Here is a 22,008-nt window from a genome sequence, read left to right as displayed (position 1 = left end):
TCGTCCACGCGCTTCGTCATGGCAGCCGTACCGCCGGATGCGTGGCGATGAACGACTGCAGAAACGCCTGCCGTGCCGCGCCCGCGTCGCGGATGGTGCCGGTGTCGACGTCGATCCGCTGCCGCGGCACGGGGCCGTCCGCCTTGCCCGCCGCCGGCCAGGTGGGCAGGCCGGGGCCGTTCGGATTGCCGGTCTTGATGAAGCGCTCGAGGTAGCCCTCCATCACGCGCGACACCGTGTGGTCGGCCGGGGTCCAGGCATACACCGGGTTGCTGTCCAGGTTGCCCAGCGCGTATTCGATCTCGCCGCTGTGCACGGCGCCCGGGTCGGGCCGCTCGCCGGGCGACGGGTGGCGCCGGGCGGGGCGTGGCCGGGCGAACAGGTAGAAGTACACCGGCGCGTCGGCGGTGCGCCGCTGCAGGTCCATCCAGCGCCAGGTGCTGTGTGCGATGAACAGGTCGCCGGCCAGGTCGCCGGCCGAGCGCTCGACCTGCGCGCGGTCATGGCCGGGGTACAGCGCCAGCACCCGCTGTGCCTGGTCGCCGAACAGCCGTGCGACCGCCGCGCGGTAGTTCGCCGGTGTCGGCGGCAGCTTGCCGAGCAGGTCCGGGTAGAAGCCTTCCTGGGTATTGCTGCCCAGCAGCAGCGGCACGTCGGCCTGGTCGCCACGGGCGAAGGTGGCGGCGGGCGGCTCGGTGAGGAACAGGCCGTCGACGTCCGGCCGCATCTCCGGCGCCGGTGCGGCGCTGGCCGCGAGCAGGGCGGTGGCAGGCATCTTGCGCAGCGCGGCGAGCGTCGCGGCGCCGGCCTTGCGCATGAACGCGCTGCCCTGCGCCTGCGCCTCGGCGCGGGGCTGCGGGGCGATCGGGGCGATCAACGCGCCGCTCTCGCCGATCGCCCCGGCGATCAGCCCGCGCGACAGCGGCGAGGCCATGTGCGCGCTGACCGAGATGGAGCCGGCCGACTCGCCGCCGATGGTGATCCGTGCCGGGTCGCCGCCGAAGCGGGCGATGTTGGCCTTGACCCAGCGCAGGGCGGCGTTCTGGTCGAGCAGGCCGTAGTTGCCGCTCGCGTGCGCGGGGGATTCGGCGGCCAGCGCGGGCAGGGCCAGGAAGCCGAACACGCCGAGGCGGTAGTTGACCGTCACGGTGACGATGCCGCGGCTGGCCAGGCTGGCGCCGTCGTAGCGATGCTCCGAACCATCACCGCCGACGAAGCCGCCGCCGTAGAAGTAGACGAGTACGGGCAGGGCCGCATGCGCATCGCGCGCGGGCGTCCACACGTTGAGGTACAGGCAATCCTCGCCCATGCCGTCGGAGCGGAACACCATGTCGCCGAACAGCGGCAGTTGCATGCAGCGGGGCGCGAAGCGGATCGCCGGGCGCACGCCTTGCCAGGCGGCGGCCGGTTGCGGCGGTTTCCAGCGCAGCTCGCCCAGCGGCGGCGCGGCGTAGGGGATGCCCCGGAACTCCCGCAGCACGGTGCCGTCCAGGCGTGCCAGCCTGCCCTGGAGCGTGCCCTGGTCGACCGCCACCCGCGGCGCCTCGGTGCCGCGGGCGGCAGGCAGGGCCACCGGGCCGGCAAGGGCCAGCAGCGCACCCAGCAGGCGGGCGGCTCCGGAGAGGCGGTGAACGGGGCGACGGTGAGCGCGGATCATGGGGTTCCTCGCTTGGGGTCGGGGGATGGAGCGGGGCCGTTGCGCCGCGCGATCCGCACCGTGCGAGCCTAGCCCGAAGCCGGGATGCCACGAAAGGGCAGGGCCGATCGGCACCCGTGGGCGAACCCTTCCACACGCGCAGAGCACGCCCGCCGCGTACCCTGCGCGCCGGACTCGTCGACGAGAGACTCCATGGAAATTTCGGCCCACGTTCGCAACACCCCCGACGGACATGCGGTGCACGTGTCCACCGCCGATCGCGCGCAATACCTGCTCGTCCCGGGCAAGCCGGAGGGACGCGGGAGTGCGGTCAACGGCGGTGAGCTGCTCATGGCCGCGCTCGCAACCTGCTACTGCAATGACCTGTACCGGGAGGCCGGTCGCCTCGGGATCGAGATCCGCGGATGCGAGGTCACGGTAACCGCCGAGTTCGACGGGGTGGGGCGTGCGGCCAGCTCGGTCACCTACGCGGCGCGGGTGGAGTCGCCGGCCTCGGCGGAGGAGGTCGCGCGGCTTCTGGACGAGACGGACCGTCTGGCCGAAGTCCACAACACGCTCAGGGCCGGTTGCCCGGTCGAGCGCGTCGCGTGGCACGATCCCGCGACCTGACGCCCGACCCGGGAGACCAGCCATGGTGCGCAAATCGAACGCGAAGCCGGAAGCCATCGTACCCGGCGGTGTCGAGGACTACATCGCGCGGTGTCCGGGCGAGGTACAGGCCGCCTTGAACGCCATCCGGGGTGCGGCGCCGGAGGCCATCGAAACGGTCAGCTACTTCGCGTCACGGTCATGAAACAGAAGCCCGCCTGAGTCCCGGACGCGGGTGGCGCTCGCAGCCCGGACCCGATCCGTTGCCCTGCCTTGCGAAGGATGCAGCCATGCCCTCACCCAGCACGATCGCGTTGACCGGCTTCATCACCTGGGCGCTGGTGCTGCTGGTGCTCATGGAAGGCCTCCGCTCGCAACTCGTCCTGCGTGGCAAGGTCCGCGCCAATGCCTTCACTCCGGACAACGCGGGCCTGTCGCCCTTCATGCAGCGGCTGGCCCGGGCCCACGCCAACTGCATCGAGAGCCTGCCGGTCTTCGGCGGCCTGCTGATCGTGGGCATCGCCACGAATCGCACCGCGCTGACCGATCCTCTCGCCTACCTCTTGCTCGGTGCGCGCATCTTCCAGTCGCTGGTGCACCTGGCCTCGGTAAGCCCTGCGGCGGTGACGGTGCGCTTCGCCGCGTTCGCCCTGCAGATGGCGATCGGGCTGTACTGGGCCTTCGAGCTGGTCGCTTCCACGTGAGCAGGCGCCCCGGTTCCACGCACCTCGGCTCGGCAGGTCAGCGCGGCGCCTGCAGCAGGGGTGAGGTGGCGGCGTCGGTGTCCGGCAGGTCCCGCCACCAGGCCGTCCCCGGATGCGGTGCATCGAGCAGGAAGCGCTCGCCGAACATCGGCGTCGCCAGCGCGATGCGGTGGGCCCGGGCCAGCGCGGCAATCCGTTCGAACGGCTCGTGCCAGGCGTGCATCGCCAGGTCGAAGGTGCCGTTGTGGATGGGCAGCAGCCAGCGTCCTTGCAGATCCTGGTGCGCGCGTACGGTTTCCTCCGGCTGCATGTGCACGCCGGGCCAGTCCACGTTGTAGGCGCCGGTCTCGATACAGGTCAGGTCGAACGGGCCGAACCGCTCGCCGATCGACCGGAAGCCGCTGAAGTAGCCGCTGTCGCCACTGAAGAACAGGCGGAAGCCGGCGTCCTCGACGACCCAGGAGCACCACAGCGTCCGATTGCGGTCGTTCAGCGAGCGGCCGGAGAAATGCTGCGCGGGCGTGGCGGTGATCCGCAGCCCCTCGACCTCGGCGCCCTGCCACCAGTCGAACTGCCGGATCAGCGAGTCGGGGACGCCCCACGCGGCGAGCCGGTCGCCGACGCCCAGGGGCATGTAGAACCGTGCGCCCGTCCGGGCCAGTGCGCGGACGGCGGCACGGTCCAGGTGGTCGTAGTGGTCGTGCGAAAGCAGCACGCCGCGGATCGGCGGCAGGTGCCGCAGCGCGACCGGCGGCGCATGGAAGCGGCGCGGGCCCATCCATTGCACCGGCGAGGCACGCTGCGCGAACACCGGATCGGTCAGCCACCAGTGCCCGCGCAGCTTCAGCAGCAGCGTGGAGTGGCCGAGCCGGTACAGGCTCCGGTCCGGTGCGCTGTCCAGCTCCTCGCGTCGCAACCGGCGCACCGGGATGGGCGCGGCGGGGACCGTGTCCCCGGGCTTGTTGAAGAGCAGGTCCCACATGACGTTCCGGCCCCTCGCAGGGGCCTGCTGCATGGGGTCCAGGTTGCGGAAGCGGTCGCCGATGCTCTGTGGAGACTGCGGGTAGCGGGGAAGCGTCGGCACGTTGGGTCACCGTGGGAGAAGGGGGCGCGCGGGCGGCCGTGGTCGCGACCGGTTTGCCGATGCCCATGGAGGTGGGGGCGATCCGGGCGGGCCAAAGGGGCGCATGCGCGTGCCGTCATCCGGCACCCTCGAGCGGCCGGGCGTGTGGCGACGAACGGGGCCCGGGCCGGGAGCGTCGGGCGGGTACATGCCTCGATGCGCGCGCACCCGCCTCCCGCTCGCCCTACGGCGTCACCCTCACGTAGTCCAGCGACACGCCGCGTGGCCCGAGGGGTTGCAGGTGCAGGCGTCCCCAGCGCTCGAGCGCGGCGATGGCCTGCGTGTCACGGGCGCCGCGGACGATGATCGCCAGGGTGGGGAAGGCGGGATCGTCACACCCCCCGATGCGCCCCGGCCTTCCAGGGCGCGCCGGGCGCTCGGCAGGGAGGCGGCGGCTACCGCAATGCCAATGGGTCACCGCCGCGGCAATCACCTGGCGCCCCTGTCCCACGACCACCGCCGCCGCCACCCCGCAGCTGTGTGGCTGGCAACCTGCGTAGAGCACGTCGCCATCGGGCAGCATCCGCTCCTCCCCGGGGACCCCGTCGAAGACCCGGGCAAAGCGCCGGGCCAGGCGGGGCATGTGGTTCGACGCATCCCCCAGGGGGATGTCCGGCCCGCGGGCATCGCCGAAGAACCGGGCGATCGCCTGATCGAGCTGCGAACGCAGCGCCGGATCGTCGTACCAGATCCGGGGTGCCGACGCCCATGTGGCCACCGGCATGGCAGCGGCCACCCAACACAGCCACGTAAGCGCCGTTCGCATGCACTTCTCCTGCCGGTATCCGTGCAGCATGGCACCCGCAGCGCACGGATGCATGGCATTTCGGAGTCTTCCGTGGGCCTGCGAAGCGGGCGCGACTCGCCGCTCGCGGCTGGTCGCCTCCTTCCTGCAGGTGCCAGGCGAGAACCCCCACCCTCCGCCGCCGGCCCGCCCTCGGCGGCCGCGGTGCGATCAACGCACGGCGCGGGCGTAGCTGGAGGTCAGGATTTCCCAGGCGTGGCCGTCCGGTTCGCCCCAGTAGACGATGCGGCCGCCGTCCTGCTGCCTGACCTGCATGTCCACCGGGCCCATGGGCGTGCTCCGGTAGGGAATGCCTTTTTCGATGAGGCGGCCGAGGATGGCGTCGAACTCCGCCTCGCTGACCTGGAAGCAGTAGTGCTGGGGCGAGAACCCGCCCATCACCTGGCCCAGGTCCAGCGTGAGCTGGTCGTTGACGTAGACGGGGCTGAACGGACCGGCGGGCGTGTCCTCGGACCATGGCACGTCGAGAATGCTGGCCAGGAGTGCGGCCGCGGCCTTGCGGTCGCGCGAGGGAACGATGAGGTGGTCCAGTCGGATGGGCACGGTTTTCTCCCCTGGTGACGATTCCCGGCAGCAGTCCCGGGGCGGGCGGTACGCTCCCCCGCTTCAGTCCCCGGCGCTGGGCGCGCCCGCGAGCTGCTCGGCGATCGAGCGGGTCCTGTCGGTCACGAGGTCGCCGGTGTGCAGGGTGGTCTTGCGCTCGATCAGCAGGACCAGGCACTCCTCGTCGGCGACGGGGTTGTGGCGTACCCCCTTGGGCACGACCCACATCTGGCCCGCCTGGAGTTCGACCGCGCCGTCCTCGAGCTCGATGCGCAAGGCGCCGCGCAGCACGTAGAAGAGCTCGTCCTCGGCCTCGTGGCTGTGCCAGGCGAGCACGCCCTTGATCCGCGCGACCTTGACGTAGGCGTCGTTGACCTCGCCGATCACGCGAGGCGACCACAGGTCGGGCAGTCCGGCGGCGATGGTTTCGGGCGAGAGGGGTGCGGGCATCGGGGGGCTCCGGTCGGGAAGGCCCATCCTGTGCCGCGCGGCGTCGCGGTTCAAGCGTGCGATCCCTTGGCGGTCTTGCTTTCCTTCGCGAGGGTGTGGAGCGCCGTGCCGGGGCCGCTTATCCTCGGGCCGGTCCATCGACCGTGCGTGTATCCACCCCAAGTCCAGGACTGCAGCCATGCGCCTTTCCCGCCCCGAGAAGTGGGTGATCGCAATCGCCGGTGTCGTCGCCTGCCTCGCGGGTGCGCTCGCCGGCTACGGGACCCTGACCCGGGCGCTGGAGGACCAGTTCCACGGCGGCGTGCTGGAGGAGGACAAGGTCGCCGTGATGTGGCTGAACGCGCGCGAGACCGCTGCCGCCTTCGCGGTGGTGGCGTCGGTGCTGTGGGTCGCCCTGGGTCTCTTGCCCGTCGGGGTGTATCGCCTGCTCGCCCGGGCGAGGCGGTGATCGCGCGCCGACCGGCCTTCGCTTTTCGATGGCGGTGCTCCCCGCCGAAGGGTTGCGCGCTAACGAGCGGCTCGGGGTCCCCTTCGGCACGGCCCGGTAACATGGCGGCTCCGCTCATCCGCTGACTGCCTTATGCACCCGACCTTCCTCAGCCGGCTGTTCGCCGCAACCTTCTGCCTGGCCCTCTCGCTGCCTTCGGCAGCCACCGGCCACGCCACTCCCAGCATCGGCCAGCAGCGCGAGGGGGTGCTGTTCTGGACCCAGGCGCAGCGCGAGGCGCGCTTTCCGCGGATGTACGAGTTGTTCCCCAGCGACAGGGCTGCGCACGGCGCGCATGTCCGCGCCCTGCCGCAGGGCCGGCCACTGACCGTGGCCGGAAAGAATGCGTCGGGCTGGCTCGCCGGCTACATGGACAGGTACCACGTGGCCGGCGTGATGGTCCTGCAGGACGGCCATGTCCGCTTGCAGCGGTACGCGCCCGGCTTCGGGCCGCAACAGCGCTGGACCTCGTTCTCGGTGGCCAAGTCGGTCACCTCCACGCTGCTCGGGATCGCCCTGCAGCAGGGTTACATCCACGGCATGGACGACACGCTCGGCACCTACATCCCGGAGCTGCGCCACAGCGCCTACGCCGACGTGACGGTGCAGCAGCTGCTGACGATGACCTCCGGCGTGCGCTGGAACGAGGACTACGCCGACGCCAGGTCGGACGTGGCGCAGATGTACCTCGGCGCCTGCGTCGACGGCCAGGCGCACGTGCTGTCGTACCTGGCGAAGCTGCCGCGGCAATGGCCGGCCGGCACGCACTGGAACTACAACACCGCCGAGACCGACCTGCTCGGGATCCTGGTGCAGCGGGCCACGCACCGCTCGCTGGCCGCCTACCTGTCGCAGACCATCTGGCGGCCGTATGGCATGGCCAGCGACGCGTACTGGATCAAGGACGAGTGCGACGGCAGCGACACCGGCGGCAGCGGCCTGTCGGCGACCCTGGCCGATTACGCGCGGCTGGGGCAGTTCATGCTCGAGGGCGGGCGCATCGACGGCAAGCCGGTGATCGCCGACGCGTGGCTGCAGGGCGCCGTGCGCCAGCAGACCGGTGTCGACGAGCCCGATCGGGGTTACGGCTATCTCTGGTGGACCGACGACGATGGCAGCTACGCGGCGATCGGCATTTTCGGACAGATGGTCTATGTCGATCCCGCGCGCAAGCTGGTGATCGCCCAGGTGGCCGCATGGCCGCAGGCCACCAGCAAGGCGCTGGTGGCCGCGCGCCGCGCGTTCGTTGCCGCAATCAAGCAGGCTGTCGATGGCGCCGAGGCGCCCATGGTCGCACCGGCGGCGGACGTGGCGGACTGAGGTCGTTCGGGCAGGCCGCGCGGCGTGCCACGCGTCGGCAGTGAAGGCTCCCGCGACGTCCTGATCGCATCCGGCGCGCGCGTTCCCGCGTAGGCTCCGATGCCTTCCGCGGGAAACCATCATGCGCATCCTCATCACCGGGGCAACCGGACTGGTCGGCCAGGGCGTGCTGCGCGAGTGCCTGCGCGCGCCCGACGTGGAACACGTCGTGGCGCTGGGACGACGGTCGACCGGCCTCCAGCAGTCCCGGCTGGAGGAACTGGTCTGTCCGGACTTCGCCGACCTGGAAGGCGTGCGCGCGCGGATGGCCCCTTTCGATGCGTGCTTCTACTGCGCCGGTGCGCCGCTGGTCGGCATTTCGGCGGCGGCGTACCGGCACGTCACGGTGGACCTGACCGTGCATGTGGCCGAGGTCTTCGCGCAGCGCAATCCGGAGGGACGCTTCCTGTACATCTCCGGGGCGCACGCCGATCCGGCCAGCCGCGTGGCGGTCCTGCGTGCCAAGGGCGAGGCCGAGCGTGCGCTGGCGGCCTTGCCCGTCACCACGGTGATGCTGCGGCCGGGCGGCATCCGGCCGGTCGAGGGGATCCGCTCGCCGCACAAGCCGCTGGACCTGCTGTACCGCCTCGGGGCGCCCGCGCTCGCCTTGGCGGTGCGCATGCTGCCCGGCCAGATGACCACCACCGCGCGGGTCGGCCGGGCGATGCTGGCGCTGGCGCGCGAGCCTTCGCCGCCGGCCGTGGTCGAGAACGATGCGATCAACCGGCTGGGCGGGCCGGCTAGCGCTTGAGCGCCCGCTCGACGTCGTCGGCCATGACACCCACGCGCGCCACGGCGGTGCGCAACTCGTCCTGGCTGACGCCCCACTTGTTGGCCCAGTAGCGGGCCTCGTAATCCTCGTTGACGTTGACGCGGGCGCGATCGGCGGGGCCGCGGTCGTTCAGGTTGTCGCTCATGGCAGGCTCCCGGTTGGTTGTCCTGCGCCTGGTTGTGTCACCGGCAGGGTGAAAGGGCGGTGGAACCCGGGTGGTGGCGGACGGGGGCGTTCATCGAAAGCGAGCGGGCGTCGCGCGCCCGCGTCCGGCTTCACTTGCCGCTGAGCACGCGGGACTATGCTGCGGCGACCGCGGCGCTGGCGCCGCACACCGGAGGCGTATCATGGCCATGAAGTCTCTTCGTCGGGCGGCGGTGTTCTCGCTTGCGATCGCACTGCCCGTGCTCGCCCAGGCGTATCCCGGGATGGCGGCGACCAGGGAGGTCAAGACCGCCGCCGCGCATGCCGGCATGGCGATGGGAGCGGCGGACCTGAAGATGGCGCACGCGCACCTGCAACACGTCATCAACTGCCTGGTCGGACCGTCCGGGAACGGCTACGACGCGCAGGCGGAAAACCCGTGCAAGGGCATGGGGCAGGGCGCGATCCCCGACGCCAAGGGCGATGCCGCGCGACAGTCGCGCCTGGAGGCGGCGGCGACGCAGGCCAGGCAGGGGCTGAAGGCCACGACCGTGGACCGGGCCCACGCGGCGGCGCAGAAAGTCATGTCGAGCCTGCAGGCGGACCAGGGCCCGACCTGACGCCCTGCCTCGGCGCACGGATCAGGGTCCCGCTTATTCCCCTTCCGCTTGCCGCGGCCGCGTGATGCGCGCCTTGCCGTAGTCGCCTTCCAGGCGACCGGTGCGGGCGAAGTCCGCGAGCATGCGGAAGTAGTCCGGCGGGTAGCGGGTCGAGTGGCGCTCGCCGGCCTTGTCCGTCTCGAACTCGGTCATGCCATGCTCGGTGTCGGGGTAGAGCGCCAGGGTGATTGGGTGGCCCTTGGCGATCAGCCCTTTCAGGCGGCGTGAGGTCTCCGCGCTGGGCGCTTCCAGGTCCATGCCGCCGAGCACCCACAACTGCGGCACCGTCACGGCGGCGAGAGTGGGCATCGGGTCGTAGTGGAACGGCGTGCCGAAGTGGAGGACGCCCGACTTGGCGACGACCTCCTGCCGGCTGAGCGGCAGGATGGCCCAGGTGTAGTTGCCGTGCACGTCCTTGTACCAGGGCTCGTGGCGATAGCGTGCGCGGATCGCGTCGAACGCGTCCAGGCCCTCGGTGCCGCCGCTGGCGATCACCCGCTCGGCCGCGGCACCGATGGCCTGGGCCTTGGCGATGATGTCGGGGCCGTAGCCCTTCAGGTGCATTTCCAGGGCGATCTGCTGCTGGTCCTCGTCGATGACCGTCACGGCCAGCCCGAAGCTGACGATGGCGAAGTCTACCGGCTCGCGGCGGGCGGCGATCGGCACGATCCAGCCGGCCTGGCTGCCGCCCTGGTAGCCGATGCGGCCCAATCGTTTTCCGGCGAGGCGGCGGGCCTCGTGCATCGCGGCGATGGCGTCGTCGGCGAGGAGGCCGAAGTCCTGCGTGTACTTTCCGCCGGAGTCGCCCGTGCCGCGCTTGTCGTAGACGAACGCGCCCACGCCCTGGGCGGGCAGCAACCGTTGCAGCGAGTAGAACTTCCGTGCCGAATCGCGCTCGGCACCATGCACCAGCACCACCACCGGCACGCGCTCCCGGCCGGGGGGCAGCACCAGCCGGCCGACCAGCCGGGTGCCGTGCGAGACGAAGGTGGTATCGGTAGCGACCAGCGGCATGCGCCGGCCCGGCTGACCCGCGAAGCGCAGGCCCTCGGCGGGGCAGGCGTCGAACGTCACCGTGATGCCGTCGGGGCGGCCGGTCCAGCCGTAGCTGCTCTCCCAGCGGCCCGGCGCAACCTGGCGCAGCGCGCCGGTGCGGCCATCGAGCTTGCGCCAGCGCAACGTATCGCCGTCGGACGGGGCGATGTCCACGACCTGGCCGTCGGCAAGGCGATAGACGCCTACCTGGCAGGGAACGGTGGCCCGCGCCGCCAGCGGTGCGGCCGCGAGGAAGAGGCACGCTCCGCAAGTGAGCAGGGCGCGCGCACGGGTGCGGACGTGCCGCAGGATGGCAAGGTGCATGGGGGCGGTTCCGGCAAGGGAGGGAGTTGTCGTTCGCCCTGTAGAGAGACGGCTCGTGCCGCTGCGGTTGCACCCTACTCGATGCGAGGCTCGAAGGAAGAGGCGCCCTTCCTGGCGCCTCGAAGTCTCCGCCGCAGGACCGGGCCTGCAGCGGAGGGGTCAGCGGCGAGCGCGCGGCTTCACGGCCTGTACCAGGCGCCGTCGTCCGCGGTCCCCTTGGTCACGGTCCGCGCCGCGCCCGTCGACAGGGTGACGATCTGCAGCAACCGGTCGTTGGCGATCTTGTTCACCAGAAGGTGTTTGCCGTCGCTGGACCAGTCGCCGACGGTGTAGTGGGCATTGGCGCCTGGGTTGGCGATCGCCTCACGCAGGTTGCTGCCATCCGAACGCATCACGAAGACGCGGTTGTTCCGGACAAAGGCGATCTTCCTGCCGTCCCTGGAGTAGCGCGGCATGTAGCCGGCAGGCAACGTCGTCTGCATGCCGGTGGCAAGATCGACCAGCAGCATCGGTACCAGATCCGTACCGGCGTCGGCGTACACCGCTTTCGTGCCGTCGGGCGAGATCGCGACCGCCTGCTGATCACCGCCCCCGCCGCCGTTCGGATCGCCGAACACCTGCTCGGTCAGTTTCTTCGCGGCACCCGTGGATATGTTGACGTGGTAGATCCTCGAGAACCACTGTGGCTCCAGCCCGGGACCGTAGTCGCCTACTTCGATGAAGACGCCCCTGCCGCTCGGTGTCCATTGCGGGGTGGAGATGACGTAGCCCGGCCGGTGGTTGGGCTCGTGCGGCGCGCAGAACACGATCCGCTGCGCCGTGCCGTCGGCGCGGACCGCGCCCAGGCAGTCGTCGCCGCTGTCGTCGGTGACGTAGGCGATCGTTCCATAGGGACCCCACGAGGCCTGCGTATGCTTCCCCGGACCCGTGGTGACCTGCAGCGGCGAGCCGCCCTGCCGGTTGACCACGAACAGTTGCCAGTCGGTGCCCGGCGGCTGGGGTATCCGCTCGTACACGATGCCGCTGCCGCCCGGCGACCAGCGGCCCCTGCGGTAGTCGACGTGGAAGGTCATGGGCGTCAGCTGCACGACGTTGTCGCCGGAGGGTTTGACCCTGTACAGGATCGTGTCGCTCGAGGAGTCGACCGCGCGGTAGTTCGTGCGCAGGAACAGGATCGACGCGCTGGACGTCTGGGCGGCAGCCATCGGGGCCACCAGCACGGCGGCGAGGGCAAGCATCGGGAAACCCGCTTTGTTTTTCATGGAATGCTCCGGGTGTTCTTGCGGTGTGCGGCAGCACCGGGAAGAACGCAGGTCTGTTTCCGCCGCGTTGGGCAGAACGGGTCCCGGCAGGCCGGGGCGGGTTTCATTCCGTAGCGACGGAAGCCGCGGGAGAGGCGCTCTCTCGATCGCCTCGGAGTCGGGATCGCTGGATCCGGCCGGCGGCAGGGTGGGCGGGCATGTCGGGCGCCGGGCGAGGCCGGCGCGACGGCCCACCGGTCAGGCAGGCCCGGTTATTCGAGGGCGCCTATGGCCTGGACGGGGAATGCCGGGCGTGTGTCGTGGGAACGGCGCGACAACGCAGTGCGGGATGCGAAAGATTCCATGGCAATTGCTCCCTAGTCCCCCAGTGGCGGCGAATGTTAGTTTCCCGTTTGTCGTCGTGACGCATAACACGGTCCGGGCCGCTTTGCGAAAGTTTTTGCGGTTCGCCCGGGATGCCTCGGCGCGGGTTCCGGCGTGCGAGGGAGGGCCGCGCCGATGCCGTCGCAAGGACTGCCGGTGGAACTCGTGCCGGTCGGGCACGCGTAGGGGCGCCGGGCCGGTGCGGGCTTACAGCGCGTCGGCGATCTGCCCCGGTGCCACGGCCGGTCCATAGAACCAGCCCTGCGCGAGGTCGCAGCCGATCCCCGCCAGGAAGGCCGCCTGGGTGTCGCGTTCGACGCCCTCGGCGACGACCGTGAGGTTGAGGGCGTGACTCATCGCGACGATCGCGCCGATCACCTCCACCGCCGCCTGGTCCTCGGGCGCGCCCTGCAGGAAGCTCTTGTCGATCTTGATCACCGTCACCGGCAGGTGACGCAGGTAAGCGAGCGAGGAGTATCCGGTGCCGAAATCGTCGATGGCGATGTGCACGCCCAGGTCCCGGATGGCTTGCAGCGTCGCGACGATATCCGCCTCGGTACCCACCAGGGCGCTTTCGGTGATCTCCAGCTCCAGCAGGTCGCCGGGCAGCCCGGCCTGTGCCAGTGCGGATTCCACGACCGACACGAGCCCGGGACTGGCCAGCTGCCGGGCGGACAGGTTGACCGCCATGCGAAGCGGCGCAGCGCCCGCGGCCAGCCAGTCGGCCAATTGCCGGCAGGCGGTCCGCATGACCCACTCGCCCAGTTCCTCGATCAGCCCGAGCTCTTCCGCGCAGGCGATGAATTCGGAGGGTGGCACCTGCTGCCCACCCTCGCGGCGCCAGCGCAGCAGGGCCTCGACGCCCTTGATCCGGCCGGATGCCAGGCAGTGCTGTGGCTGGTAGAACAGCTCGAACTCGCTACGCTGCATCGCGTGGCGAATGGCGGCGCCCATGGTGACGAAGTGGCTTGCCTGCGCACTCAGGCTCGCGCGGTAGAAGCCGACCGTGTTGCGACCGCTCTGCTTGGCACGGGACATGGCGGTGTCCGCGTTTTTCAACAGCGTGACGCCACTCTCCCCGTCATGCGGGTACAGGCTCACCCCCACGCTCGCGCTGACGAAGACCTCTTCACCCTCGAGCACGACGCCGCTGGCGATCGCCTGTCGCGCCTGCTCGGCCAGGGCGATGACGTGGCTGACTTCGGCCGAACGCAGGGTGAGCACGAAGTCGTCGCCACCGAGCCGGGCGACCGTTTCGAGCGGCCCGGCGAGTTCGCCGAGCCGTTCGGCCACAATCCGCAGGAGCTGGTCGGCGAGCGGGTGGCCGAAGCGGTCGTTGATGCGCCGGAAGTTGTCCAGGTTGACCAGCAGGACGGACAGCGCGGCACCCGGCTGGGCGAGCGCGTGGTCGATGCGGTCGAGCAGCAGGTGCCGGTTCGGGAGGCGGGTGAGCGGGTCGTAGTGCGCCAGGAACTGCAGGTCGCGCGTGCGCTTCTTGACCGCCCGCCGCAGCGAGTACACCCATGCCAGCAGCACGAAGCCGACCAGCGCCAGGCCCGAGGCAACGGTCTTGAAGACGCCCGCGTAGCCAGCCAGGTCGACGCGCTGCCCCATCCACCGCTCCTGCAGTTGTTCGCGCTCCTGCGGCGTGATCCTGGCCAGGCCGCTCTCGACCAGCGCGAGGGTCGCGGCGTCCCCCTTGCGCACGCCGCGGCGGAAGCGGTCGCTGTAGAAGTCGAACGCCTTCACGAACTCGTCCTGCGCATGCAGCCGATAGAGGTAGTACTCGGCGGGGGAGCGGTCCATGCAGAAGATGCGGATGTCGCCACGCCGCGCGGCATCGATGATGTCGGTGTAGCTGGTGTATGCCCTGAGGCTCGACACACCCGCCCGCTGCAGGCGTCCCTCGCAGGCATCGCCGCGCTGGACACCCACCACGAACCCTTTCAGGCCGGCCGGGCCGGCGATGCCGGTCAGGTGCCGGTCGGCGTAGATGCCGGTCTCCACGGTGGCGAAAGGGCGTGTGAAATCCAGCGTGGCGGCACGCTCGGGCGTGCGGAAGATCATGTCGATCACGTCGGCCTGGCCCGAGGCTATCCGCCGCTGGGCATCGGCCCAGTTGGTCGCGGTCAGCTGCACCGGGACGCCGGTCTTGCGTTCCCACAGCTTCCACTCGTCGACCACGTAACCCTGCGGCTTGCCGTCCGGGCCGATGAACAGATAAGGCGGATAGTTGTTGTCGCCGACCACCCGCAATGGCCTGGCAGCGGCTGTGGCGGCGAGCGGCAGGCAAAACGCCAGTACGCACGCCGCGAACGTGGGCAGTCTGGTCACGCGATTCCCTCGCCCGGATACGGTCACAGTTAACCGACCGCTTGCCGGCGGTCAACAGGCGCCGGCGCGCGACGCGCGTCCTTGCGACGTTGCGCGCTCCTTGCCGCCCGCCTTACGCGAGCCGTGCGTTCCCCTTGCCGGTCTCCAGCAGGTCGGCCAGCGTCCCGGCCAGTTCGGACTGGCGGAACGGTTTGGCCAGGCGGGGCAGGCCGCCCGCCTCGCGGTCGGTGAGCGCGGCGAAGCCGGTGATCATCAGCGCCGGAATGCCCGGGCGCAGCCGGCGCACCTCGCGCGCCAGTTCGGCGCCGGTCATGCCGGGCATGGCGTAGTCGGTCACCAGCGCATCGAAGGCGAGGCCGGCGTGGATTTTCTGCAGCGCCTCGAAGCCGGAGCCGACGGACACTACCGTGAAGCCCGCGTCGGCAAGCATCTCGCCGGTGCCGCTGCGGACAAGGTCTTCGTCGTCGACGAGCAATACGGTCGCGGCGGGTACGCTGGGGATCACCGCATCGTTGGCGGCGTGGCTCGTCTCGGCGAGCGCCACGTCCGACACCGGCAGCCACAGCGTCGCGGTGGTGCCGCGGCCCGGCTGGCTGTCGAGCGCGAAATCGCCACCGGACTGGGCGGCCAGGCCGTGCACGGAGGACAGCCCGAGCCCGGTGCCGCGCCCCACGCCCTTGGTCGTGAAGAACGGGTCGATCGCGCGCTTGACGGTCTGCGGATCCATGCCGACGCCGGTATCGGTGACCGAGAAGCGGATGAACCTGCCCTCGCCAAGCCGGGGATTGCCGCCCTCGACTTCCTCGGCGACGCGAAGCGCCAGCTCGCCGCCTTCGGGCATCGCGTCGCGGGCGTTGACCACGAGGTTGAGCAGCGCCAGTTCCAGCTGGTTGGGATCGACCAGCGCCGGCGGCAGCCCGTCCGCGCAGGACACCGAAAGCCGGATGCCCGGCCCGATCGATCGCGACACCATATCTGTGAAGCCGGACAGGAGCCGGGCGACGTCCACCGGCTGCGGGGCCAGGTGCTGGCGGCGGGAGAAGGCGAGCAGCCGCTGGATCAGCGTCCGTGCCCGCTCGGCCGCCTGCAGGCCGCCAGCGGTCATCCGGCGGGCACGCTCGTCGCCCTCCAGCCGGCGCCCGAGGGTGTCCAGCGCACCCAGGATCGGCGTCAGCAGGTTGTTGAAGTCGTGCGCGACGCCGCCGGTGAGCTGCCCGATGGTTTCCATCTTCTGCATCTCGTGGACCTGGGCGAGCGCGGCCTGGCGCTCCTCCACCGCGACGGCGATCCGCTGTTCCAGCTCGCCGGTCAGCTGGCGCAGGTCCTCCTCGCCGCGCTTGCGCGCGGTCGTGTCGCTGGCCGCACCGAACCATTCGACGACCTGGCCGGTGTTGTCCAGCATCGGCACCGCGCGGGCATGGGTCCAGCCGAGGGTGCCGTCGGCGCGGCGGATGCGGTGCTCGGACTCGAACATGCTCTTGCTCGCCAGGGCCGCCTCGATCGCCGCGTTCACCAGCGGCTGGTCGTCGGGATGGACATAGGCCTGCAGCCACCCCTCGCTCGGCTCGAGGGTGTCGGCCAGGAAGCCCTGCCCGTCGAGCTCGCGCAGCTCGCGCCAGTCCGGGCTCATCCGGAACACCGAATAGGCACCCGTGGTGAGCAGTGCGCGGAAGCGCGCCTCGCTCTCGCGCAGGGCGATTGCCGAGGAGGCCTGCTCGATGGCCGCCCAGGTGCGGTTGGCCGCGTCTTCCACGAGAGCCACTTCCTGCTCGGTCCAGTGATGGGGGCCGCGGAAGGTCACGTAGAGGCCGGCCATGCAGCGGCCGTCGCGGATCAAGGGCACCCATGCGAATGCGCGCGTGTCGATCGCGCGCCAGGCGGACGGGTCGTGCTCCGCGCAGGCGTCGACGTCGACGCAGACCTCCGTCCGGTCTTCCCGCCGGCGGGCGAGCCACGCAGCGCCGAACGGCGCGGGCAGGAAACAGCCGGTCAGTGGCGGCACGCCGTCCACGTAGCAGGCATCGCAGGCGACGGCGTGCTCGCCGGGTTGCATCCTGGCGTAGCCGACACGCTGGGCGCCCAGGTGACGGCCCAGCGCGGCGACCGATCGCTCCGCCAGGGCACGCGGCTCGGTCACGCCGCGCAGCGCATCCTCCAGCTCGATACGGAAGCGCTGGCGGCGCACGGCCAGCACCTGGTGGGTGGTCTCCGCCACGGCGCAGAACATGCCGCCGATATGGCCGCTTTCGTCCCCCACCGGCGAGTAGGAAAAGGTGAACCAGGTCTGTTCGTCGAACCCCTTGCGGTTCATCAGCAGCGGCAGGTTCTCGCGGTAGACCGCCTCGCCCGACATCGCCGCGTCGATCAAGGGCGCGATGTCGGCCCAGATCTCGCGCCAGATGTCCTGGAACCGTGCGCCCAGCGCCGCCGGGTGCTTGGCACCGAGGATCTCGGCATAGGAGTCGTTGTAGAGAAAGCCGAGCTCCGGTCCCCACGCGACGAACATCGGGAACTTGGAATTGAGCAGCAGGCTGACGACCGAGCGCAGCGATTGCGGCCAGCCCGCCGGCTCGCCCAGTGGCGAACGGGACCAGTCGTGTGCGCGCATCATCGCGCCCACCCGGCCTCCGCCGGCAAGGAAGCTGTCTTCGGGCGACATCGGTTCCGGCAACGGGGACAAGGTGCTCTCTCCTGTGGGTGGGCAGCCAGTTCGTTGCTGCGGGATGCGCGCGTGAATGAAGCGGGGCCATGCGTGGCGGTGGGCAACGTCTGCGCAGCCGGCGCTGGTGCCCGGGGGCACGCATTGCGGTCCTGCCCAAGTGGGGCGGGGACCGATGGACAGCCCAGTCTAACCCCGGCCGAATGAATCACTTGTTGGGTGGATGCCGGCTCCGTCATGCGCGCATGATCGGATCCCTCTTGCCGGGGACGCCTCGGTGGCACTGCCGTGCGCCCGCGCCCGCATGGTGGTTTTCAAGGCTGCCCGGGCTGCGAATGGCGCCTCAGGCGGAGGGGGCAGCGGCGCATGCCGATGGGTCGCGCCGCTCGAAGTGCGCTGGCGCGCGCTGCGCCCGTGTCGCCCCGATCGTTCCGGCTGCGCGAGCCGGGCGGCGCTGGTTCAGCGCTTGCCCCTGGCATCCAGCATCGCCTTGAGGTCGCCAAACGGATGGCCGGTGGCCGGAGCCTGCGCGGCAGGCTCGTAGGCAGCGCCGCGCACGTGGTCGATATGGCGGGAGTGCTCGTTGTCGTGGCAATAGACGCACAGCAGTTCCCAGTTGCTGCCGTCGGGCGGGTTGTCATCGTGATCGTGGTTGCGGTGGTGCACCGTGAGCTCGCGCAGGTTGCTGCGGGTGAACTCGCGGCCGCAGCGGCCGCACACCCACGGGTACATCTTCAGTGCGCGCTCGCGGTAGCCCAGCTCGCGCTGTTCGGCCGCGCGCCGGGCTTCGGCAACGATGCGGTCGAGCCTGGCGGGGTCGGTGCGTTGGCTCATGGCGGTTTTCCCGTGGGGATGGCGCGATTATCGCGCGTGCGGGGCGGGCCTGCCTTCGCGCAGCAAGGCGCTCGGTGGTGGGGCGCCTGCCAGCTGCGCCACAATGGCGGGGTTCTGTTCCGGACCCCGACCATGACCTATCTCTGGATCAAGTCCTTCCACCTGCTCTTCGTCATCGCCTGGATGGCGACCGTGTTCTACCTGCCGCGCATCCTGGTGAACCTGGCCGAGGCGGGCGACGACGCGGCAGTACGGACACGCCTGCTGCTGATGGGGCGGCGGCTGTACAAGTTCGGGCACAACATGTTCGGCATCGCGTTCCTGTTCGGGTTGGCGTTGTGGCAGGGCTGGCGTGTCTTTCCGCAGGCGCTGCCGAACGTGGTGGCGGGGATGCACTGGATCGACGCGAAGCTCGGACTGGTGGCCGTGCTCCTCGCTTATTTCATCATCGTCGGGCGCATGTTGAAGCACTGCGCGAACGGCGGCGCGCTGCCGACGCCGAAGGCCTTGCGATGGATCAACGAGCTGCCGGTGCTGTTGCTGCTGGGCGTGATTTTCCTGGTGCTGGCCAAGCCGTTCTGACGGGACGCTCAATCCATACGTCTGCGCTGCGAAGTTTGTCGAGGGCGTTGACCGCGCGCGTCCATGACTTTTCTCGACCGGCGATTTACGCCCTTGGGTGTCTAATCGGAAGCCGGTGCAACGGGTTCCTCGGCACCGGTTCCAATCCAGCAGATCGACGTGGGTCCTGACATACCGCGAACACTTGACGCGTTGTGGCAGTGCGAGCGTTTCCGGTATTGCGGGTTCAATCTCTCCTGACAAACCCCGCGCCTGCCGCGGGGCGGTTCCTTGCGTCACCCAACGCACGGGGGCGTGGCCGCGGCGCCCCCCGACGGCTCTCGCGGTTTCCTTTCAGGCGGAGCATCCCCGTGACGGGGATCGGCCCCGGGTGCCCGGGCCCAGGCGCGGTCCGGAAGGAGGGCGAGGCTGACCCGCGGCGCCTTCGCCGCATCCTGGTGCTGCCTGCGGCGGCCCACTCTGCCCTGAGGCGACTCATGAACATCTTCCACCCAGCCACGTTCGAGAAATCGGACCAGGACCGGGGTGTGCGGGTGCGCGCGGCGCTGCTTGCCGCCGCGGCGCCCGCTGCCCTCGCCCTCCTGGAACTGTTCCATCCCCATCCGGGCCACCATCTGCTGGCGTTGGACGTGCAGACCTGGATGACCGTGCATTACATCCAGGTGCCGCTCTTCGCCCTGTCGGCGTTCTCCGTGGCGACCCTGGTGGACACGCAGACAGGCGTTCCGGCTCAGCTTTGCCGGACCGCGCTGTTCCTGTTCGCGCTGTGCTTCGTGGTGTTCGACACGGCGGCCGGCCTGGTGGTGGGCAGCCTGGTGGATGCGGCGCATGCCACCGGCAAGCCGGCCGCGTGGCAGGCGCCGATCAACGCCGTCTGGACGAACCCGGTCTTTGGAGGCACCAACCATCCCCTGCTGGCGCTGGTCGGGCGGCTGGCGCTTTCCATCGGCACCGCATCGGCCGCCACCTCGCTGTACTGTGCTGGCTGGCCCGGGCGGCCGGCGCTGCTGCTCGCACTTTCCGGTTGCGTGATGTACGTGTTTCCGGGGCATTCCTGGCCGGGCGGTCCGCTCACCTTCGGCAGCATGGCGGCAGCGATCGTCTGGTTGCACTGGGTGCGTCCCGGCCCGACGCCGAACCAGTGGAGCGGCTCGGGCAGCATGCGCAGGCTGAAATTCTGAACGGCCCCGCGAGGGGCGGCCCGCACGATCGTCAGCGCCGGTGGTACTCGCGGTACCACTTCACGAAGCGGGCGACGCCGTCCTCGATGGAGGTATCCGGCGCATAACCGACGTCCCGGCGCAGCGCGGACACATCGGCCCAGGTGTCCGGAACATCGCCCGGCTGCATCGGCAGCAGGTTCTTTTCGACGGTGCGGCCGAGGTGCTGCTCCAGCAGTTCGATGAAGCGCAGCAACTGCACGGGCTGGTCGTTGCCGATGTTGTAGACGCGGTAGGGCGCGTTCGAGGTACCGGGGTTGGGCGCCTCGGCGTCGTAGCCTGGGTCGGGCGTGGCAGGATGATCGAGCGTGCGGACGACACCCTCGACGATGTCGTCGATGTAGGTGAAGTCGCGGCTGTGGTTGCCATGATTGAACACATCGATCGGCTCGCCGCGGCTGATGCGGTCGGCGAACAGCATCGGTGACATGTCCGGCCGGCCCCACGGGCCATACACGGTGAAGAAGCGCAGGCCGGTGGTGGGCAGGCCGTAAAGGTGGCTGTAGGCATGGGCCATCAGCTCGTTGGCCTTCTTGCTGGCGGCATACAGGCTGACCGGGTGGTCGACCGCGTCCTCCACCGCGAAGGGCAGCTTGCGGTTGGCGCCGTAGACGGAGCTGGAGGAAGCGTAGACCAGGTGCTCGACCTTGCCGTGGCGGCAGCCCTCCAGGATGTTGAGGAAGCCGTCCAGGTTGCTGCGCACGTAGGCGCGCGGGTTCTTCAGTGAATAGCGCACACCGGCCTGTGCGGCCAGGTTCACCACGCGCTGCGGCTGGAAGTCGGCAAAGGCGCGGTCGATCGCCTCGGCATCGGCCAGGTCCGCGCGCAGGTGGGTGTAGGCCGGGTGCCGGGCGAACTGCGCCAGCCGCGCTTCCTTCAACGACGGGTCGTAATAGTCGTTGTGGTTGTCGATGCCGAGGACGTCGTCGCCACGCGCGAGCAGGCGCTGGGCGAGGGCGGCGCCGATGAAGCCGGCAGTGCCGGTGACGAGGATGCGCATCCGTTACGGTTCCTGTGGAGGACGGGGCATTCTAGCGGGCGGGGCCGTGAGGACCGGGCGTAGGCCTTCGCTCCATGGGGGCGCGATGCCCGCCATTCGAGGGCATCCCCGGGCACGCCAGTCACCCCCGAGGGCGCTCGTTCCGGGGGATTCTCGGCTAGACTACGGTTCTGGCCGATACGAGGTGGCCCGCGCGTAAGCGCCGGTCGAGCGTGCGACATGGCAACTACCACTCTCCACCGCTGACCTTTCCGACGCCTTTGTTCCGTTGCACAAAAGGGCGTTTCGCCCTTTTTTGATTTCCGGGGTTGCACATGATCGAAGTTACCCTCCCGGACGGCAGCAAGAAGCCGTTCGACCATCCCGTGACCGTCCAGGACGTGGCCGCCTCCATCGGCGCCGGCCTGGCCAAGGCGACGCTCGCCGGCAAGGTGGACGGCAAGCTGGTGGACGCCAGCTTCCCGATCGACCATGACGCCCGCGTGGAGATCGTCACCGAGAAGAGTCCCGAGGCGCTGGAGATCCTGCGCCATTCCACCGCGCATCTGCTGGCGCAGGCCGTGCAGCGCCTGTACCCGGGGGCGCAGGTCACCATCGGCCCGGTGATCGACAACGGCTTCTATTACGACTTCGCCTACGAGCGGCCCTTCACGCCCGACGATCTGGCGAAGATCGAGGCGGAGATGGAGAAAATCGTCAAGGAGGCGCTGCCGGTGTCGCGCTCGGTGAAGTCACGCGACGAAGCAGTCACCTTCTTCCGCGACCTGGGCGAGGTCTACAAGGCCGAAATCATCGAATCGATCCCGGCCAACGAGGAGCTCTCGCTCTATACCCAGGGCGAGTTCACCGACCTCTGTCGCGGCCCGCACGTCCCCAATACCGGCAAGCTGCGTGCGTTCAAGCTGATGAAGGTGGCTGGCGCCTACTGGCGTGGCGATTCCAACAACGCGATGCTGACCCGCGTCTACGGCACCGCCTGGCTCAACGACAAGGATCTGAAGGCCTACCTGCACCAGCTGGAGGAGGCCGAGAAGCGCGACCACCGCAAGATCGGCAAGGCGCTGGACCTGTTCCACCAGCAGGAAGAGTCCCCCGGCATGGTGT

At 70.1% G+C, this 22,008-nt stretch carries 22 protein-coding genes; 10 read left to right on the top strand and 12 right to left on the bottom strand.

Annotation, left to right across the window (positions count from 1 at the left end; translation table 11 throughout):
• Nucleotides 1-16: 16 nt before the first annotated feature.
• Nucleotides 17-1,657: a carboxylesterase/lipase family protein gene (locus VFH59_RS03165; protein WP_325163436.1), complete on the bottom strand. Its 1,641-nt coding sequence runs from the start codon at nt 1,655-1,657 to the stop codon at nt 17-19.
• Between the two features lie 192 nt (nt 1,658-1,849).
• Between VFH59_RS03165 and VFH59_RS03160 the strand changes: the two genes are divergently transcribed.
• From VFH59_RS03160 to VFH59_RS03150, 3 genes are all read left to right on the top strand, one after another.
• On the top strand, nt 1,850-2,266 hold the full coding sequence (locus tag VFH59_RS03160; protein WP_325163435.1) for an OsmC family protein: 417 nt from the start codon (nt 1,850-1,852) through the stop codon (nt 2,264-2,266).
• A gap of 22 nt (nt 2,267-2,288) precedes the next feature.
• Nucleotides 2,289-2,450: a hypothetical protein gene (locus VFH59_RS03155; RefSeq protein ID WP_325163434.1), complete on the top strand. Its 162-nt coding sequence runs from the start codon at nt 2,289-2,291 to the stop codon at nt 2,448-2,450.
• 85 nt (nt 2,451-2,535) lie between these two features.
• On the top strand, nt 2,536-2,949 hold the full coding sequence (locus VFH59_RS03150; protein WP_325163433.1) for an MAPEG family protein: 414 nt from the start codon (nt 2,536-2,538) through the stop codon (nt 2,947-2,949).
• 37 nt (nt 2,950-2,986) lie between these two features.
• On the opposite strand, the gene VFH59_RS03145 is transcribed toward VFH59_RS03150, so the two are convergent.
• The 4 genes from VFH59_RS03145 to VFH59_RS03130 all read right to left on the bottom strand — a co-directional run bounded on the left by VFH59_RS03145 (nt 2,987) and on the right by VFH59_RS03130 (nt 5,870).
• Nucleotides 2,987-4,033 carry an MBL fold metallo-hydrolase gene (locus VFH59_RS03145; protein WP_325163432.1) on the bottom strand — a complete coding sequence of 349 codons (1,047 nt, stop codon included), beginning with the start codon at nt 4,031-4,033 and terminating at the stop codon, nt 2,987-2,989.
• A gap of 223 nt (nt 4,034-4,256) precedes the next feature.
• On the bottom strand, nt 4,257-4,838 hold the full coding sequence (locus VFH59_RS03140) for a hypothetical protein (RefSeq protein WP_325163431.1): 582 nt from the start codon (nt 4,836-4,838) through the stop codon (nt 4,257-4,259).
• Between the two features lie 189 nt (nt 4,839-5,027).
• Complete coding sequence (locus tag VFH59_RS03135) at nt 5,028-5,420, bottom strand: VOC family protein (RefSeq protein ID WP_325163430.1); 393 nt, start codon at nt 5,418-5,420, stop codon at nt 5,028-5,030.
• Between the two features lie 63 nt (nt 5,421-5,483).
• Nucleotides 5,484-5,870 carry a cupin domain-containing protein gene (locus tag VFH59_RS03130; RefSeq protein ID WP_325163429.1) on the bottom strand — a complete coding sequence of 129 codons (387 nt, stop codon included), beginning with the start codon at nt 5,868-5,870 and terminating at the stop codon, nt 5,484-5,486.
• A gap of 178 nt (nt 5,871-6,048) precedes the next feature.
• On the opposite strand from VFH59_RS03130, the gene VFH59_RS03125 reads away from it, so the two are divergent.
• The 3 genes from VFH59_RS03125 to VFH59_RS03115 all read left to right on the top strand — a co-directional run bounded on the left by VFH59_RS03125 (nt 6,049) and on the right by VFH59_RS03115 (nt 8,467).
• The gene (locus VFH59_RS03125) at nt 6,049-6,318 is read left to right on the top strand and encodes a hypothetical protein (RefSeq protein WP_325163428.1); all 270 of its coding nucleotides are present in this window, start codon (nt 6,049-6,051) and stop codon (nt 6,316-6,318) included.
• Nucleotides 6,319-6,450: 132 nt separating this feature from the next.
• Nucleotides 6,451-7,677, top strand: a complete 1,227-nt coding sequence (locus VFH59_RS03120; RefSeq protein ID WP_325163427.1) for a serine hydrolase domain-containing protein — start codon at nt 6,451-6,453, stop codon at nt 7,675-7,677.
• Nucleotides 7,678-7,798: 121 nt separating this feature from the next.
• A complete protein-coding gene (locus VFH59_RS03115) occupies nt 7,799-8,467 on the top strand; it encodes an NAD-dependent epimerase/dehydratase family protein (protein ID WP_325163426.1) in 669 nt (222 codons plus the stop codon).
• Here VFH59_RS03115 and VFH59_RS03110 read toward each other — a convergent pair.
• Nucleotides 8,457-8,633 (bottom strand): DUF3606 domain-containing protein, encoded by a 177-nt coding sequence (locus tag VFH59_RS03110; protein ID WP_325163425.1) that lies wholly within the window; start codon nt 8,631-8,633, stop codon nt 8,457-8,459. The two genes, VFH59_RS03115 and VFH59_RS03110, sit on opposite strands and share 11 nt — an antisense overlap.
• Before the next feature lie 202 nt (nt 8,634-8,835).
• Between VFH59_RS03110 and VFH59_RS03105 the strand changes: the two genes are divergently transcribed.
• Nucleotides 8,836-9,252 carry a hypothetical protein gene (locus VFH59_RS03105; RefSeq protein WP_325163424.1) on the top strand — a complete coding sequence of 139 codons (417 nt, stop codon included), beginning with the start codon at nt 8,836-8,838 and terminating at the stop codon, nt 9,250-9,252.
• 33 nt (nt 9,253-9,285) lie between these two features.
• Here VFH59_RS03105 and VFH59_RS03100 read toward each other — a convergent pair whose 3' ends face one another.
• From VFH59_RS03100 to VFH59_RS03080, 5 genes are all read right to left on the bottom strand, one after another.
• Nucleotides 9,286-10,650: an alpha/beta hydrolase family protein gene (locus tag VFH59_RS03100; protein WP_325163423.1), complete on the bottom strand. Its 1,365-nt coding sequence runs from the start codon at nt 10,648-10,650 to the stop codon at nt 9,286-9,288.
• 179 nt (nt 10,651-10,829) lie between these two features.
• Nucleotides 10,830-11,912, bottom strand: coding sequence for a hypothetical protein (locus VFH59_RS03095; RefSeq protein ID WP_325163422.1), 1,083 nt, complete (start codon nt 11,910-11,912; stop codon nt 10,830-10,832).
• Nucleotides 11,913-12,482: 570 nt separating this feature from the next.
• Complete coding sequence (locus tag VFH59_RS03090; RefSeq protein ID WP_325163421.1) at nt 12,483-14,609, bottom strand: EAL domain-containing protein; 2,127 nt, start codon at nt 14,607-14,609, stop codon at nt 12,483-12,485.
• A gap of 112 nt (nt 14,610-14,721) precedes the next feature.
• Entirely contained in the window at nt 14,722-17,289 is a 2,568-nt protein-coding gene (locus tag VFH59_RS03085) for a GAF domain-containing hybrid sensor histidine kinase/response regulator (RefSeq protein WP_325163420.1), read from the bottom strand.
• A gap of 438 nt (nt 17,290-17,727) precedes the next feature.
• Nucleotides 17,728-18,102: a YajD family HNH nuclease gene (locus VFH59_RS03080; protein WP_325163419.1), complete on the bottom strand. Its 375-nt coding sequence runs from the start codon at nt 18,100-18,102 to the stop codon at nt 17,728-17,730.
• Between the two features lie 132 nt (nt 18,103-18,234).
• Between VFH59_RS03080 and VFH59_RS03075 the strand changes: the two genes are divergently transcribed.
• Nucleotides 18,235-18,684, top strand: coding sequence for a CopD family protein (locus VFH59_RS03075; RefSeq protein WP_325163418.1), 450 nt, complete (start codon nt 18,235-18,237; stop codon nt 18,682-18,684).
• A 476-nt stretch (nt 18,685-19,160) separates the two neighbouring features.
• Nucleotides 19,161-19,865 (top strand): hypothetical protein, encoded by a 705-nt coding sequence (locus VFH59_RS03070; protein WP_325163417.1) that lies wholly within the window; start codon nt 19,161-19,163, stop codon nt 19,863-19,865.
• A 31-nt stretch (nt 19,866-19,896) separates the two neighbouring features.
• Here the strand turns inward: VFH59_RS03070 and VFH59_RS03065 are convergent, their stop codons facing one another.
• Nucleotides 19,897-20,904, bottom strand: coding sequence for an NAD-dependent epimerase (locus VFH59_RS03065; RefSeq protein ID WP_325163416.1), 1,008 nt, complete (start codon nt 20,902-20,904; stop codon nt 19,897-19,899).
• Between the two features lie 314 nt (nt 20,905-21,218).
• On the opposite strand from VFH59_RS03065, the gene VFH59_RS03060 reads away from it, so the two are divergent.
• Nucleotides 21,219-22,008 (top strand): TGS domain-containing protein (locus VFH59_RS03060; protein WP_325163415.1); only part of this gene is annotated, 790 nt, incomplete at its 3' end.

This window comes from Frateuria sp. (assembly GCF_035695185.1).
Lineage (GTDB): Bacteria > Pseudomonadota > Gammaproteobacteria > Xanthomonadales > Rhodanobacteraceae > Frateuria_A.
The sequence above is the reverse complement of the archived record's forward strand: the minus strand, read 5'-3'. Positions and strand labels throughout refer to the sequence as shown.

What these genes read in the sequence shown, in the direction of transcription:
- VFH59_RS03065 (WP_325163416.1), bottom strand. Translation starts at nt 20,904, where the DNA reads ATGCGCATCCTCGTCACCGGCACTGCCGGCTTCATCGGCGCCGCCCTC.
- VFH59_RS03115 (WP_325163426.1), top strand. Translation starts at nt 7,799, where the DNA reads ATGCGCATCCTCATCACCGGGGCAACCGGACTGGTCGGCCAGGGCGTG.
- VFH59_RS03125 (WP_325163428.1), top strand. Translation starts at nt 6,049, where the DNA reads ATGCGCCTTTCCCGCCCCGAGAAGTGGGTGATCGCAATCGCCGGTGTC.
- VFH59_RS03120 (WP_325163427.1), top strand. Translation starts at nt 6,451, where the DNA reads ATGCACCCGACCTTCCTCAGCCGGCTGTTCGCCGCAACCTTCTGCCTG.
- VFH59_RS03100 (WP_325163423.1), bottom strand. Translation starts at nt 10,650, where the DNA reads ATGCACCTTGCCATCCTGCGGCACGTCCGCACCCGTGCGCGCGCCCTG.
- VFH59_RS03165 (WP_325163436.1), bottom strand. Translation starts at nt 1,657, where the DNA reads ATGATCCGCGCTCACCGTCGCCCCGTTCACCGCCTCTCCGGAGCCGCC.
- VFH59_RS03130 (WP_325163429.1), bottom strand. Translation starts at nt 5,870, where the DNA reads ATGCCCGCACCCCTCTCGCCCGAAACCATCGCCGCCGGACTGCCCGAC.
- VFH59_RS03095 (WP_325163422.1), bottom strand. Translation starts at nt 11,912, where the DNA reads ATGAAAAACAAAGCGGGTTTCCCGATGCTTGCCCTCGCCGCCGTGCTG.
- VFH59_RS03150 (WP_325163433.1), top strand. Translation starts at nt 2,536, where the DNA reads ATGCCCTCACCCAGCACGATCGCGTTGACCGGCTTCATCACCTGGGCG.
- VFH59_RS03110 (WP_325163425.1), bottom strand. Translation starts at nt 8,633, where the DNA reads ATGAGCGACAACCTGAACGACCGCGGCCCCGCCGATCGCGCCCGCGTC.
- VFH59_RS03140 (WP_325163431.1), bottom strand. Translation starts at nt 4,838, where the DNA reads ATGCGAACGGCGCTTACGTGGCTGTGTTGGGTGGCCGCTGCCATGCCG.
- VFH59_RS03070 (WP_325163417.1), top strand. Translation starts at nt 19,161, where the DNA reads ATGAACATCTTCCACCCAGCCACGTTCGAGAAATCGGACCAGGACCGG.
- VFH59_RS03080 (WP_325163419.1), bottom strand. Translation starts at nt 18,102, where the DNA reads ATGAGCCAACGCACCGACCCCGCCAGGCTCGACCGCATCGTTGCCGAA.
- VFH59_RS03105 (WP_325163424.1), top strand. Translation starts at nt 8,836, where the DNA reads ATGGCCATGAAGTCTCTTCGTCGGGCGGCGGTGTTCTCGCTTGCGATC.
- VFH59_RS03075 (WP_325163418.1), top strand. Translation starts at nt 18,235, where the DNA reads ATGACCTATCTCTGGATCAAGTCCTTCCACCTGCTCTTCGTCATCGCC.
- VFH59_RS03160 (WP_325163435.1), top strand. Translation starts at nt 1,850, where the DNA reads ATGGAAATTTCGGCCCACGTTCGCAACACCCCCGACGGACATGCGGTG.
- VFH59_RS03155 (WP_325163434.1), top strand. Translation starts at nt 2,289, where the DNA reads ATGGTGCGCAAATCGAACGCGAAGCCGGAAGCCATCGTACCCGGCGGT.